11 protein-coding genes are annotated in these 14,750 nt (G+C 55.1%); all 11 read left to right on the top strand.

The window, feature by feature from the left end:
• Positions 1–292 precede the first annotated feature (292 nt).
• The 11 genes from pth to dusB all read left to right on the top strand — a co-directional run bounded on the left by pth (position 293) and on the right by dusB (position 14,458).
• Positions 293–850 (top strand): aminoacyl-tRNA hydrolase, encoded by a 558-nt coding sequence (gene pth / locus FD38_RS03570; protein ID WP_057731194.1) that lies wholly within the window; start codon positions 293–295, stop codon positions 848–850.
• A 17-nt stretch (positions 851–867) separates the two neighbouring features.
• On the top strand, positions 868–4,425 hold the full coding sequence (gene mfd, locus FD38_RS03565; protein ID WP_057731192.1) for a transcription-repair coupling factor: 3,558 nt from the start codon (positions 868–870) through the stop codon (positions 4,423–4,425).
• A 126-nt stretch (positions 4,426–4,551) separates the two neighbouring features.
• Complete coding sequence (locus FD38_RS03560; protein ID WP_057731191.1) at positions 4,552–6,132, top strand: polysaccharide biosynthesis protein; 1,581 nt, start codon at positions 4,552–4,554, stop codon at positions 6,130–6,132.
• Between the two features lies 1 nt (position 6,133).
• On the top strand, positions 6,134–6,406 hold the full coding sequence (locus tag FD38_RS03555; RefSeq protein ID WP_057731190.1) for an RNA-binding S4 domain-containing protein: 273 nt from the start codon (positions 6,134–6,136) through the stop codon (positions 6,404–6,406).
• 458 nt (positions 6,407–6,864) lie between these two features.
• On the top strand, positions 6,865–7,281 hold the full coding sequence (locus FD38_RS03550; RefSeq protein ID WP_057731189.1) for an FtsB family cell division protein: 417 nt from the start codon (positions 6,865–6,867) through the stop codon (positions 7,279–7,281).
• Between the two features lie 339 nt (positions 7,282–7,620).
• Positions 7,621–8,181: a S1 domain-containing RNA-binding protein gene (locus tag FD38_RS03545; protein WP_057731187.1), complete on the top strand. Its 561-nt coding sequence runs from the start codon at positions 7,621–7,623 to the stop codon at positions 8,179–8,181.
• A gap of 86 nt (positions 8,182–8,267) precedes the next feature.
• Positions 8,268–9,653, top strand: a complete 1,386-nt coding sequence (gene tilS / locus FD38_RS03540) for a tRNA lysidine(34) synthetase TilS (RefSeq protein ID WP_057731186.1) — start codon at positions 8,268–8,270, stop codon at positions 9,651–9,653.
• On the top strand, positions 9,646–10,188 hold the full coding sequence (hpt, locus tag FD38_RS03535; protein ID WP_057731184.1) for a hypoxanthine phosphoribosyltransferase: 543 nt from the start codon (positions 9,646–9,648) through the stop codon (positions 10,186–10,188). Before tilS ends, hpt begins: the two co-directional genes overlap by 8 nt.
• Before the next feature lie 111 nt (positions 10,189–10,299).
• The gene (ftsH, locus tag FD38_RS03530) at positions 10,300–12,435 is read left to right on the top strand and encodes an ATP-dependent zinc metalloprotease FtsH (RefSeq protein WP_057731183.1); all 2,136 of its coding nucleotides are present in this window, start codon (positions 10,300–10,302) and stop codon (positions 12,433–12,435) included.
• A gap of 116 nt (positions 12,436–12,551) precedes the next feature.
• On the top strand, positions 12,552–13,439 hold the full coding sequence (hslO, locus tag FD38_RS03525; protein ID WP_057731181.1) for an Hsp33 family molecular chaperone HslO: 888 nt from the start codon (positions 12,552–12,554) through the stop codon (positions 13,437–13,439).
• Entirely contained in the window at positions 13,439–14,458 is a 1,020-nt protein-coding gene (dusB, locus tag FD38_RS03520; protein ID WP_057731179.1) for a tRNA dihydrouridine synthase DusB, read from the top strand. The genes hslO and dusB overlap by 1 nt, the downstream gene beginning before the upstream one ends.
• The last annotated feature ends 292 nt before the right edge of the window (positions 14,459–14,750 follow it).

Below are 14,750 nucleotides of genomic sequence, written 5' to 3'. Positions count from 1 at the left end.
AATAAATTTTGACATCCAGGTACGCTATAATACCCAAATGTAAGTATAACATGTAACTTAACCAGCGGCCACGACCCAGCCGAGCAAATTTCACAAATTGAATTGTTTTGGCGCCCAATGGCTAAGCCTGGTCGCTAGGAGTGAAGTTGCTAGGGGACTATGCTATACTGATGACGGTTGACTAGGAACTCAGAACGTTAAGCTAAACAGCCAGCTGAACGGCCACGTGGTCGTCCGGCTATTTTGTTTCTGGTTGGAAATTGATGATTAATAAGGGAGAAATTATTTTAAAATGAAAATGATTGTTGGTTTGGGAAACATTGGTCCCCAATACGATAATACCCGGCACAACACCGGTTTCATGGTGGTCGACGCCTTGGCGCAGGCCCACCAGATTGACCTGACGACCCGGAAGATGGACGCCCGTTACGGCATGGGCATGATCAACGGCGAAAAGGTCATGATTGTGAAGCCGACCACGTTTATGAACGAATCGGGCCGGGCCGTACACCCGTTAATGCAGTACTACAAGGTAGCCGTGGAAGACCTGATCGTCGTGCAAGATGACATGGACTTGCCGTTGGGGCGCATTCGCTTACGGAATCATGGTTCCGCGGGCGGGCACAACGGCATCAAGAGTCTGATTGCCCACGTGGGGACCCAGGACTTTGCCCGGATCAAGGTCGGCATCGCGCATCCCCAACAACACACCGTGGTGGATTACGTGCTGGGGCGCTTCACGGCGGATCAGCAACCAGTTTTTAACCAGGCAAGCGATCACGCGGTCGCCGCGCTGGAAGACTGGGTGGCCGGGATGGACTTTGCCCAATTGATGAACCGGTACAACTAAGATAGGAAGTTATTCGAGTGAATTTAGAAGGATTTTTGACCCAAACGGCACCTTACGCGGCCATTCGCCAAGCAATCGCCCCGGGCCAGCGGCAACTGGTGACCGGGCTAAACGGCTCGGCCGAAACGCTCCTCATTGCCAGTCTCCTTCATGATCAACACCGCTCACTGATCTACGTGACGGATACCCTGTATCACGCGGGGCAGTTGGTCGATGATTTGGCGAACTTGCTGGGAGAAGACGAACTATATGAATTTCCGGTCGAAGAACTCTTAGCGGCGGAAGTGGCGACCAGTTCGCCGGAATACCGGGCGGACCGCATCGACGCCTTGCGCGCCCTGCAGAGCGACCGGCCCGTGGTGGTGGTCACCGCGTTATCCGGGTTACGGCGCTTCTTGCCCGACCCGCAGAACTTTGCGGCGGCTCGGTTCAACGTGAAGGTCGGCGACGACTTTGATTTAGAGGAGTTGCAAAAGCAGCTCTTTGCAATGGGTTACACGCATCAAAAATTAGTAGCGGCACCCGGGGACTTCGCGGTCCGCGGGTCCATTGTCGATATTTACCCGTTGGCTGCGGATTACCCGGTGCGTGTCGATTTCTTCGATACCGAAGTTGATTCCTTACGGTACTTCGACCCGGCGACCCAGCGAAGCGTGGAAAATGTCGACCAGGTCGAGATTTTACCGGCGACCGACTTTATCCTGACCAGTGACGAACGCCAGGCTGGGGCCGTGAAGCTCACGCAGGAGCTGGCGACCCAAACGGCGACGTTAACGGCTGAAGACGCCGAGACGTTGACCAATCAGGTGCAACCCCTGATCGACGGCCTGCGGAAGGGGTCGGTCGATCCGCAATTGCTGGAATTTGCCGATTACCTGTTCCCGGCCCATCACCAGATCTTAGACTACCTGGACGCGGCCGGTACGGTGCTCTTTGGCGACTATGCGCGGCTCCAGGACGGCGAACGCCAACTCCTAGAAGACGAAGCCAACTGGGCGACCGACAAGTTGGCACACCACCAGATTTTTGCCAAGCAGACCTTTGGCGGCGAATTGCGTCCCATCGTTCGCGACGACCGGCACGCCCAAATCATGTTATCCCTGTTCCAGAAGGGGATGGGGAGCTTGCGGTTTACCGAGATCACCAACGTGACGACCCGCGCGATGCAACAGTTCTTCAGTCAGTTACCGGTGATGAAGACCGAAATCGACCGCTGGCATCAGCAGGGACAAACGGTGGTCCTCTTAGTCCAAGACGAGGAACGGCTCGCGAAGATCGAAAAAACGCTCGACGACTTCGAGATTCAAGTCGTGTTGACTAAGCGCGAGAACCTCCAGCCGGGCTTGACCCAGCTGGTGCCGGAACGCCTGCAGACGGGATTTGAACTCCCCGAAGCCAAGCTGGTGGTGATCACCGAAGCCGAGATGTTCCAGAAGATCACCAAGAAACGACCGCGGCGGCAGAGCATGGCTAATGCCGAGCGGTTGAAGAGCTATACCGATTTGAAACCCGGCGACTACGTGGTACACGTCAATCACGGGATCGGGAAGTTCATCGGGATGCAAACGTTAACGGTCGATGGGGTCCACCAGGACTACATGACCATCGATTACCAAGACAACGCGCAGTTATTCATTCCGGTGACCCAGCTGAACCTGATTCAAAAGTACGTGTCGTCCGAGGACAAGAAACCGCGCATCAACAAGCTGGGCGGGTCCGAATGGGCCAAGACCAAGCGCAAGGTCGCGGCCAAGATTGAAGACATCGCCGACGAATTGGTTGACCTGTACGCCAAACGGGCGGCCGAGAAGGGGTACGCCTTTCCCGCCGATGATAGTTTACAGGAAGACTTCGACAACAGCTTTCCGTACGCCGAGACGCCCGATCAGTTGCGCTCCATCAACGAAGTGAAGCACGACATGGAAAAGCCCCGGCCGATGGACCGATTGTTAGTGGGTGACGTGGGCTACGGGAAGACCGAAGTGGCCCTACGCGCGGCCTTTAAGGCGGTCGAAGCCGGCAAACAGGTGGCTTTTCTGGTTCCCACGACTATTCTGGCCCAACAACACTACGACACCATGGTCAACCGGTTTGAGGGCTACCCGATCACCGTCGAGATGTTCTCGCGGTTCCGGACCACCAAGCAGATCCACCAGTCAATCAAGGACCTCGAGGACGGCCAATTAGACATCGTGGTGGGGACCCACCGCCTCTTGTCTAAGGACGTGAAGTTCAAGAACCTGGGGTTGGTTTTGGTCGATGAGGAACAACGGTTCGGTGTTAAGCACAAGGAACGCTTGAAGCAGTTAAAGGCCAACGTCGACGTCTTGACGCTGACGGCCACGCCGATTCCACGGACCCTGCACATGTCGATGCTGGGCGTCCGGGACCTGTCGGTGATCGAAACGCCACCGGCTAACCGGTTCCCGATTCAGACCTACGTGATGGAACAAAACGCGGGGGCCATTCAGGACGGGATTCGGCGCGAAATGCAACGGGGCGGGCAGGTCTTCTACCTGCACAACCGGGTGGACGACATCGAAAAGACGGTCAGTCAGTTGCAGGCCTTAGTGCCCGAAGCCCAAATCGGCTACATTCACGGGCAGATGACCGAGGCCCAACTCGAAGGGGTCTTGTTTGATTTTCTGCGCGGCGAATACGACGTGCTGGTCACCACGACCATTATCGAGACCGGGATCGATATCCCCAACGCCAACACCCTGTTCGTGGAAAATGCCGACCGGATGGGCCTGTCGCAACTGTACCAATTGCGGGGGCGGATCGGCCGGAGTAACCGGGTGGCCTACGCCTACTTCACCTACCAACCCAATAAGGTGTTGACCGAGGTCAGTGAGAAGCGGCTGGAAGCCATCAAGGACTTCACCGAACTGGGCTCGGGCTTCAAAATCGCCATGCGGGACCTCTCCATTCGGGGCGCCGGGAATCTGCTGGGGAAGCAACAACACGGGTTTATCAACTCCGTGGGGTACGACCTCTACACGCAGATGCTCAGTGACGCCGTGGCCAAGAAACGTGGGCAACACACGCAACCCAAGACTGACACCACCGTGGAATTGGGCGTGGAAGCCTACCTACCCAGCGATTACATTGAAGACGAACAACAGAAGATTGAAATGTACAAACGGATTCGGCAACTGGAGAGTGACGATGAGGTGGCGGAGATTCAGGCCGACCTGATCGACCGTTTCGGCGAATATCCGGCGGCGGTCGGTCAGCTCCTGACGATCGGTCAGTTGAAATTAGCCGCGGACTTGGCGTTGATCGACAAGATTCGCCGGGTCAACGGCGACATCTTCGTGACCATCTCCAAGCAAGGGACCGACGTGTTAGGTGGCGAGGACGTCTTCAAGGCGTTGGCTGCCACCAAGCTGAAGGCCACGGTCACCATCAACGAGGACCGCTTGCACGTCAAACTGGTGATCCAACCGAAGATGACGGTCGACGACTGGTTGCCGCAATTGCGGCAGTTTATCGCCGCACTCCGCGACATCGTGGTGCCAGCCGTGGCGCCTAAAGCCGAGCAGCCGGCTGATTCGGAGCAGGATAAGCCATAAGGCACCACGTCCCGAGTGCTAGTTGGCAGCGGCGCGCTGGTGCGGTACAATGGGGGCTTGAATTTCGGTGGCGGGTCGCTTGCGGGTCGTCACGCTAGTCCCTATCGGGGAAGAAGGAGGCGGCCTATGGGTCACCATAACGTAAATACGACCCTGCGCGGCGCCCTAGTGTTGTCGATCGCGGCGTTTATCGCCAAGGTGTTGAGTGCCGTTTACCGGGTACCCTTCCAGAACTTAGTCGGCAACACGGGGTTCTACGTGTACCAACAAGTGTATCCCCTCTACGGCATTGGGATGACCTTTGCGTTGAGTGGGTTGCCCGTGTTTATTTCCAAACTCATCGCGGATGCGCCCGACCTGCCCAGCCAACAACGGGTCGCGCGCCAGATTTATCATTGGACCTGGGGGTTAGCCCTGGTGATCTTTATTGGGTTACAGGTGGGAGCGCCCGGGTTAGCCCGGGGGATGGGGGATGCCCAGCTAACGCCACTGATTCGGATGGTGGCCTGGATGTTTCTCTTGATGCCCGACCTGTCCGTGAACCGGGGGTATCATCAGGGACGCTTTCAAATGCTGCCCACGGCGCGTTCCCAGGTGGTCGAACAGACCGTCCGGGTGGTCGTGATCTTGACGGTGGCGGTGCTGGCGACCCGGCGCGGGTGGTCCGATTATCGGATGGGCGCCTGGGCCATGAGTAGCGGAGCCATCGCGGCCGTGGCGGCCTGGGTGGTCTTGCCACGTTGGCGCGAACCGCTGACGGGACCCGTGACCCCGGTGCCCCACGTGGGCCGACGGTTACTAGTAGAAGGCGGCACGCTCTGCTTACTGACGGCCATGATGGTCCTTCTGCAACTGGTCGACTCGTTTACCGTCAAGAACGGTCTGGTCGCTGGTGGGCTTTCCGATTTAGCGGCCAAGGACCTCAAGGGGGTCTACGACCGGGCCCAACCGCTGGTCCAACTGGGCTTAGTGGTGGCGGTGGCCTTTGCCACGTCGCTGTTACCGGCGCTGACCGCGGCGTTGAACCGCGGCCGGTTACGTGATTTCAAACGGCTGACCACCACCATGATGCGCATCGCACTGGTGATTGCGGCGGCCGCGACCGCAGGATTGGTCAGCCTGATGCCCTGGGTCGACCGGCTGTTGTTCGGTAACGCGCAGGGGGCCTGGATGCTGGCGGTCTACATGCTGAGTATCATCCTCGCGACATTGATTCAAACTTATAATAGTGTGCTTCAGAGTCGGGACCAGTACCGGTTGACCGTGGTGGCCCTGCTGAGTGGGCTGGCCGTTAAGGCGGTCGCTAACCACTGGGCGGTCGCAACCTTCGGGGGACTGGGAGCCAGCGCGTTGACCGTCCTGAGTCTGGGCGTGACGGCGTTAGTTATCTGGTTTGGGTCGGCGGCCACGTTACGGTCGGGAATTTGGACCTGGTCGTTTCTGGGAAAACTACTGGCCTGTCTGGTCGTGATGACCCTCGGCGTCCGGGGCCTGGTCCGGTTATTTCAGTGGGCCTGGCCGGCGGTGTACACCAGTCGTTTAGCCGTAGGAGCCGCCCTGATTGTGGTGATTGGGGTCGGCGTAGGTCTCTTTTTAGTGACCGCGTTGAGTTGTCGGTTGCTGACCGTTCGGGAATGGCTGACGCTGCCCCACGCGGCGACACTATTACGGTTCTGGCAAAAAATTAGCCAACATGGAGGAAAATAATATGCGTTTAGATAAATTCTTAAAGGTATCTCGCATCATCAAGCGGCGCTCGGTCGCTAAGGAAATCGCGGACAAGGGCCGAATCTTAGTGAACGGTAAGGTCGCTAAGTCGTCGAGTAACGTGGCGACCAACGACGAATTAGTCATCAAGTTCGGGAACAAAACGTTGACGGTCAAGGTCGATGCCTTACTGGAAACCACCAAGAAGGAAGACGCCGAACGGATGTACACCATCGTCAAGGAAGACTACGCCCAAGACTTTCGCAAAGACTAGTCAAAGGCCAACCTAGTGAATTTCAACGCTTCCAGGCCAGTCAGAAACGGGCTGGAACGGGGTGGGTACGGCTTCAAGCCCGTAAACCAGGTCTTGAAGACCGACCTTTGTCTAACCCGGCAAAAAAACGCCGGCTAAGACAAACGACACCCCTGAGCCCATTTCTGACTGGCCCTCCAGCTTACACTCGTTATGACGGTAACTTGAATGTGTTTTTCCGAGTTAGACGATAACTAAGTAGTTATTTGATCGGTGATTGAGTTTTGAGCCAGACTAGTCACAAGAATCTCGCCCCACCCGTTAAATCTTCGGGAAGAGGATTCAGCGGCGCATGGTCGGGTGGCTCGACGATTGAATATGACGAATGTTTTACATTATGCTTAACCCGCTAGACGGTTAATTTGAAAGTTGCTATACTCAAGTTAACTAATTTGGTCAAGTTCAGTGGGGTGAACGATATGGCGGATAGCAAACAACCGCAAACGGCGAAAGTGCAACGCTTAGAAAACGAGTACACACGACGATTGGCTCGGCAACAGGTCGCGACCAAGCACACGCATCACGGGCTTAAACGGCGCCGGGTGCGGCGGATGGCCCGAATCTTAGCCGTTTTTGCGGTGTTTGCGTTGATCCTCGGTATTCAACTCGTGCGGACCAACGCCAGTTTGCACCACGTGAATCAGCAGGTCACGACCAGTAAACAGAAGCTGGCCCAGACCAAGCAGACCAATGCCAAGCTGAAATTAGAAGTCAAACAGTTAAATAACAAAGATTACTTGGGCCAGTTAATTCGGTCAAAGTACTATTACTCGAAAACGGGGGAGACCATCTACAGTCTGCCCGGTGACCACGCGAGTGATGTGACGGCCAAGTGATTCAGAATCCGTAAGTCGGCAGCTAGTGGCTGGGACTTGCGGATTTTTTAGCCATTTGAGATTAGTTGCGCCGCCGGGATAACTGCGGCGAAGTCGATTCTCTATAGAGGAATGTTGACGAAACATGGTAGACTAGATAGTGGTCAGGTCAAGTGATTTCCAGGTGAAAATAATCGTGAATCACGAACTGGTAAGGGGGAAACAGTCCCGAGTTTTCTGAAAAAGCGACGTGGGCGTAACCCCGCTAAATTCGCGTTAAATTCAAGATTTTGGCAGTTTGGGATTGGCTTGAGTTGTGGTATACTGAAAGCACTTATTTTAAGGAGGAACTTCTTGTTTATGGCAATCGAGGTTGGAGCTAAGGTTTCCGGAAAGGTCTCTGGAATTACGAACTTTGGCGCATTTGTTGATTTGGGTGACCACAAGACCGGGTTAGTCCACATTAGTGAAATTTCTGACGGATACGTGAAGGACATCCACGACGTGTTATCCGTAGGTGATGAGGTCACGGTTAAGGTGTTAACCGTGGGCAATGATGGGAAGATTGGGTTGTCGATCCGTAAAGCACAGGATCACCCCGCATCCGAACACGCGCATCGACCACACAATAACGACCACCGCGAACACGATCATCGTGGTGGGAATGAACACCGGGGAAACTTCCATAATAATGGGGGCGACCACGGTGATCATGGCCATGGCGGTCGGCGATTTGAGAATAACGGGTCGCGGTCACACCATGGCTCAGCTAACGGTCGCTTTGCCGGCCATCACTCGAACCATAAAGAGAATTTTGACGACATGATGTCCGGGTTCTTGAAACAAAGTGAGGACCGGTTAGCAACGATCAAGCGCAATACCGAAGGGAAGCGCGGCGGTCGTGGCGGTCGGCGGAGCTAACGTCGATTTTAACGTTTAGTAATGAAGAAAGGACCGCACGCGTTGCGGCCCTTTTGTTTATCCAGATTTAAGGGGGAACGACGAACATGACGTTGGCAGCGGACTTTCGACAGCAGTGGCACGACCGGGCGTGGGGCGGTCCCCAGCAGCACGGCTTAGTCGCCGTGTCAACGGGGGTCGACTCGATGGTCCTGTTGGCTCTGCTGAGTCACTTGCCGGCGGCCGAACGTCCCCAATTGACGGTGGTGCACGTCAATCACGAATTACGGGCGCAGAGTCGTGAGGAAGAGGCCTTTTTGACCCGGTGGTGTGCCCAACACGGGTTACCCCTGGTGGTCAAGCATTGGCCAGTCGCCGACCATCCCGTTCACGGGACGGAAGCCGCGGCCCGGCAATTTCGTTACGCCTTTTTTGCCGAACAGTTGCGGGTCCAAGGCGCGGACTGGGTGGCCACGGCCCATCAGGCCGACGAGCAGGCCGAGACCATTCTCCTGAAGTTGATTCGGGGCGGGCAACTCGACCAACTCACGGGGATGGCGGCTAGTCGCCCCTTACCGCCGGGCCAAGTGATTCACCCGTTATTGCCCTTCACCAAGGCCCAACTGCGGCAGTACGCCCAACAGCACCAGCTCCCCTGGTACGAGGACGCGACTAATCAAGAATTAGTCGCCAGTCGCAACCGGGTCCGTCACCAGATTTTGCCCGCCCTGGCGCGCGAAAATCCCCAGGTCGTCGACCATCTTGGCGATTACGGCCAACAATTGGCGGCGGTGCTAACGGTGGCGGACCGCGCCCTGGATGCGACGCTGGCAATGCTGGTCACTAGTTGGCAACCGGTGACCGGTCAGATTGCCCCGCTCTTGGCGCGACCAGCCGCGGAACAACGACTCTTGTTGACCCGACTGATTAAGCGGGTGGCCCCCGCGGTCAGTGCCCGGCCGGCCCATCTGACCCAGGCGTTACACCTGTTGGCCAACCGGCAACGGGCGACCGGGGCCGTATCCTTAGGGGGCGGGTGGCAGGTCAGCAAAGAGTACCGGACATTTTACGTGAAAAAAGCCGAAAAATTCGGAAAAAAATCCGTGAGTGATTTTAGTTTTATGGTAGACTTGAACCAATGGCAACCGGTTGGGGACAACTGGTTGTTGGGCGTTTTTTCAACTCCTAACTCGGCGCCGCAGTTACATCCGGTGGGGTTAACGGTGCATGACTGGCCGTTGACCGTTCGCTCCTGGCGCTCCGGTGACCAACTGCGGTTAGCCGGGAACCACCACCAGTCGGTGCGGCGGGCGTTGATCAACGCAAAAGTCCCGCAGCAACAACGGTCGCAAGTGGCCGTTTTAGTCACCGCCCAGGGAACCGTGTTGGCGGCTCTGGGCGTCAAGTGGTCGGTCTTACCACCACGGCAACACACCACAAACTATTATATTGGCATACAGCCTGTATTGGCGAAAGGGGAACAGCATGAATAACGATATTGAAAAGGTCCTATATAGTGAGGAAGACATTGCCGCAGCCTGCAAACGACTCGGTACCCAGCTGGCAGAAGATTACCAGGGGAAGACCCCACTGATCATCTGTGTGTTAAAAGGGGCCATCCTGTTTATGACGGACGTCATTCGGGACATGGACATTTACGCTGAAATTGATTTTATTGATGTGTCGAGTTACCACGGTGGGACGGCGTCAACCGGAACCATTACCCTGTTGAAGGATTTGGATACGGACGTCAGTGGGCGCGACATTTTGTTAGTTGAAGACATTATCGATACGGGCCGGACGTTGAAGTACTTAGAGGACCTGTTGAAGGACCGCAACGCCAAGTCGATCAAGGTCTGCACGTTGATGGACAAACCCAGTGGCCGAGTGGTTGAAGCCAAGGCGGACTACGTTGGTTTTAACGTGCCGAGTGAGTTTGTGGTCGGCTATGGCTTGGACTACGAAGAAAAATATCGCAACCTCCCATACGTCGGTGTTTTGAAGCCGGAAGTTTACGCAGATAAATAATTAGTCAACGATAGTCAATTGTGATAACATCTTATTTAGTTAAAGGGCATAAGCTCTAAATTTCGTTCCTGTCTGTGGTTAGACTGGGAACTGTGAGTAAGGAGGCACGACATGAATAATCGACGAAATGGACTGTTCCGTAACAGCCTGTTTTACATTGTGATCTTCTTGTTGATCATTGGTGTGGTTTATCTGTTTAATGGTAATAACACCAACTCACAATCCCAAGAAATCCAATCGAGTCAGTTCGTCAAAGACCTGAATGCGAATAAGATTAAGAGCTTCTCTATTCAGCCTTCTGGGGGCGTCTACAAGATTACCGGGGAGTACCGGAACGCGCAAAAGCGGACCACGAATACCGGTTTCAGTCTTGGCGGGTCACAAAGCACCGCTGTGACTGGCTTTAGCACCCAAGTCTTGACCAATAACTCGACGGTTTCTGAGATTGACAAGACCGCCAAGCAGCACAATGTCAAGATGAATACCAAAGCGGAAGAATCCAGTGGTTTCTGGCTCAACCTCTTAGTGTATGCAGCACCATTGGTAATTTTCTTCTTCTTCTTCTACATGATGATGGGTCAAGCCGGCCAAGGCGGCGGCAATGGCCGAGTCATGAACTTTGGGAAGTCCAAGGCCAAGCCGGCGGACAGTAAAGAGAACAAAGTACGGTTCTCCGATGTCGCTGGTGAGGAGGAGGAAAAGCAAGAACTGGTCGAAGTGGTCGAGTTCTTGAAGAATCCGCGTAAGTTTGTATCGTTAGGCGCCCGGATCCCATCCGGGGTCTTACTAGAGGGCCCGCCAGGAACTGGTAAAACGTTGCTGGCGAAGGCCGTGGCTGGTGAAGCCGGCGTTCCATTCTTCTCGATTTCCGGTTCGGATTTCGTGGAAATGTTCGTTGGGGTCGGGGCCAGCCGTGTCCGGGATCTGTTTGAACAGGCCAAAAAGGCCGCACCTTCGATCATCTTTATCGATGAAATTGATGCGGTTGGTCGTCAACGGGGTGCCGGCATGGGCGGTGGCCACGATGAACGTGAACAAACGTTGAACCAATTGCTGGTTGAAATGGACGGGTTTACCGGGAGTGAAGGGGTCATCGTGATGGCCGCTACGAACCGGTCCGATGTGTTGGACCCCGCACTGTTACGGCCAGGTCGGTTTGACCGGAAGATTCTGGTTGGTCGCCCAGACGTTAAGGGTCGGGAAGCCATCCTGAAGGTTCACGCCAAGAACAAGCCGTTAGCCAACGATGTTGATTTAAAGGAAATTGCCAAGCAGACGCCCGGCTTTGTCGGGGCCGACTTGGAAAACCTCTTGAACGAAGCTGCCTTGTTGGCGGCACGGCGTAACAAGACCCAAGTGGACGCTTCTGACTTAGATGAAGCCGAAGACCGGGTCATCGCCGGGCCAGCCAAGAAGGACCGCGTGGTCAGTCCCCAAGAACGCAAGACGGTGGCTTACCACGAAGCCGGGCACACCATCGTGGGGTTAGTCCTCAACGATGCCCGGGTGGTCCACAAGGTCACGATTGTACCGCGGGGCCGTGCTGGCGGGTACGCCATCATGTTGCCACGGGAAGATCAGATGCTGATGTCCAAGAAGGATGCCATGGAACAGATTGCCGGGTTAATGGGTGGTCGGACGGCCGAAGAATTGATTTTCCATTCCGAATCGTCCGGGGCTTCCAATGACTTCGAGCAAGCCACGCAGATTGCGCGGGCCATGGTCACCCAGTACGGGATGAGTGACGCCGTCGGAACGGTGGCGTTGGAAAGTGGCAGCGGCCAACCATTTGCTGGGGCCGGCTACTACAACCAACCAGCTTACTCCGAACACACGTCCAATCTGATTGACAGCGAAGTGCGGCGGATCATCAACGAAGCCCACGACACTGCCCGGAAGATTCTGGAAGAGCATAAAGCTGAACACAAGATTATCGCGGAAGCCTTGCTGAAATACGAAACGCTGGACGAAAAGCAAATTCTCAGTTTGTTTAACACCGGGAAGATGCCGGAAAAGGACAGCAATGACGAATTTCCTAGCGAAAAGGCGGCCACGTTCGAAGAATCTAAGCGCGAACTGGAACGCCGAGAAGCTGCTCGTCATGCCAATACCGAGGCTAAGTTAGCCTCGTCTGCGGCCAGTGACGCTCAGGAAGACGCACAGCCATCTTCTGCAGCGGATTCTGCGGCTAGCTCAGCTACTGATGACGCGTCGAAGGACGACCATCAGTCGAATGATCCTGAATAATCGCCCACTGAAGGGGACTGGAAGCTATTTCCGGTCCCTTTCTTGTTTGCAAATAACGGTTTTTTTGGTATGGTAGGGCATGATGAAAACAGTCGCTGAAAGGAATGAAGCAGAGAATGGCAGATTATTTAGTTAAAAGCTTAGTGGCCAACGGGATGTTTCGCGCCTACGCGGTCGATGCGACCGACACGGTGGCGGAAGCCCAACGGCGCCACGACACCTGGAGTGCCGCCACGGCCGCGTTGGGGCGGACGTTGATTGGGACCATGTTACTGTCCACGTCGCTCTTAAAGGGGGACGAGAAGCTGACGGTCAAGGTCAACGGGCACGGGCCCGTGGGCGCTATCGTGGTCGACGGGAACGCTAACGGCACGGTGAAGGGGTATTTACAGTACCCCCACACCAGTTTACCCTTGAACGCCAAGCATAAGATCGACGTGAAGAAGGCGGTCGGCACGCAGGGCATGCTGACGGTCACCAAAGACCAAGGCCTGAGCCAACCGTATACGGGACAAGTCCCCATTATCTCGGGAGAATTAGGCGAAGACTTTACCTATTATCTGGCGAAGTCCGAACAAATCCCGAGTTCCGTGGGGGTGTCGGTCTTCGTGGAACCCGATAATTCGGTCAAGGTGGCCGGTGGCTTCATGATTCAGGTCATGCCAGGCGCCACGGACGAGGCCATCGCCCGGTTGGAAAAACGGTTAAAGGAAATGCCGATGGTTTCGGAATTGCTCTTGGACGGGCAGAAGCCGAAAGACATCTTGAACCTGCTCTTTAAGGATGAAGAGATTCAGATCCTGCAGAAGTTACCGGTTGAATTTAAGTGTGATTGCTCGAAGGACCGGTTTGCAGCGGCTTTGGCTTCCGTTTCGGCAGAAGCCATCCAAGAAATGATCGACGAAGACCACGGGGCGGAAGCGGTTTGCCATTTCTGTGGCAACAAGTACGAATTCTCCGAGGATGAGCTTCGGGATATTCTCGCGAAAGCGCAGGCTAAGTAATGTTAAACACACCTTGGCAAATTGGGGACGTGACCATTCCCAACCGGGTCGTGGTCGCCCCGATGGCAGGCGTGACCAACGTAGCCTTTCGGGTGATCTGTAAGGAATTTGGTGCCGGACTGGTCGAATGTGAGATGATCTCGGGGCAGGGGATTCATTACCATAACCAACGGACGTTAGCGATGATGGCCGTAGCCCCACATGAACACCCGATGAGTATCCAGATTTTTGGCGGCACCCAGGAAACGTTGGTGCAGGCGGCGCAATTTGTGGATCAACACACGGCAGCCGACATTATTGATATCAATATGGGCTGTCCCGTGAATAAGGTCGTGAATACGGAAGCGGGAGCGAAATGGCTCCTGGACCCCGACAAGGTTTATCAGATGGTCAGTGCCGTGGTCGCGGCCGTGCATAAGCCGGTAACGGTCAAGATGCGCACGGGTTGGGATGACCGCCACCTGTATGCGGTGGAGAATGCCTTGGCTGCCGAACGAGCGGGGGCCAGTGCGCTGGCGATGCACGGGCGAACTCGGAAACAGATGTACCAGGGCCAAGCTGATTGGCACCTCTTAGCGCAGGTGGCCGATCGGTTGACCATTCCGTTTATGGGGAATGGGGATGTCCGGACCCCGGAAGACGCGAAGCGCATGTTGACCGAGGTTGGGGCGGATGCCGTGATGATTGGCCGGGCCGTGATGGGGAACCCGTGGTTGTTGAAACGGGTAAATCAGTACCTGCAGACCGGAGAACTCTTACCGGAAGCGACCCCGGAGCAGAAAATTGCGTGGGCCCAGGAACACTTGCACGCGCTGTGCGTCGCTAGGGGGCCCCAAGATGGTCCGCGGGATTTTCGAAATCAGGTGGCCTACTATCTGAAGGGGATTCCCCACGCAGCACGGACTAAGGTGGCGTTGACGGACGCGACTGATGAAGCAACGATGCAGACACTACTTGAAGACTTTTTAACGAAATTGACTGCGCGGAATCGGCAACGGCCGGTTCCCCGTTATCGTTGATTGGACGGTGCTTTCTCCATTTAGGGGAGGGCGCCGTTTTATTTTAATTTTTTTGGGAAAAGTGCTTGACCGGATGGGGAATGCTTGATATGATATTATCTGTTGTCGCAAAGCAACCGAGTGCATAAAAATCAAGTTTATGGATAGACATACAAATTGAAATTTATGCTTGACGTTAGCTAGGCCAACTGATACAATGATTTATGTTGTCAACGAGAGCAACAGCGTTTCTCAATTGAATTTAAATTTTGAATATATATTCAAAATTGATTGAAAAAAGTTGTTGACAAGA

The organism is Levilactobacillus zymae DSM 19395 (assembly GCF_001434115.1).
Lineage (GTDB): Bacteria > Bacillota > Bacilli > Lactobacillales > Lactobacillaceae > Levilactobacillus > Levilactobacillus zymae.
The sequence above is the reverse complement of the archived record's forward strand: the minus strand, read 5'-3'. Positions and strand labels throughout refer to the sequence as shown.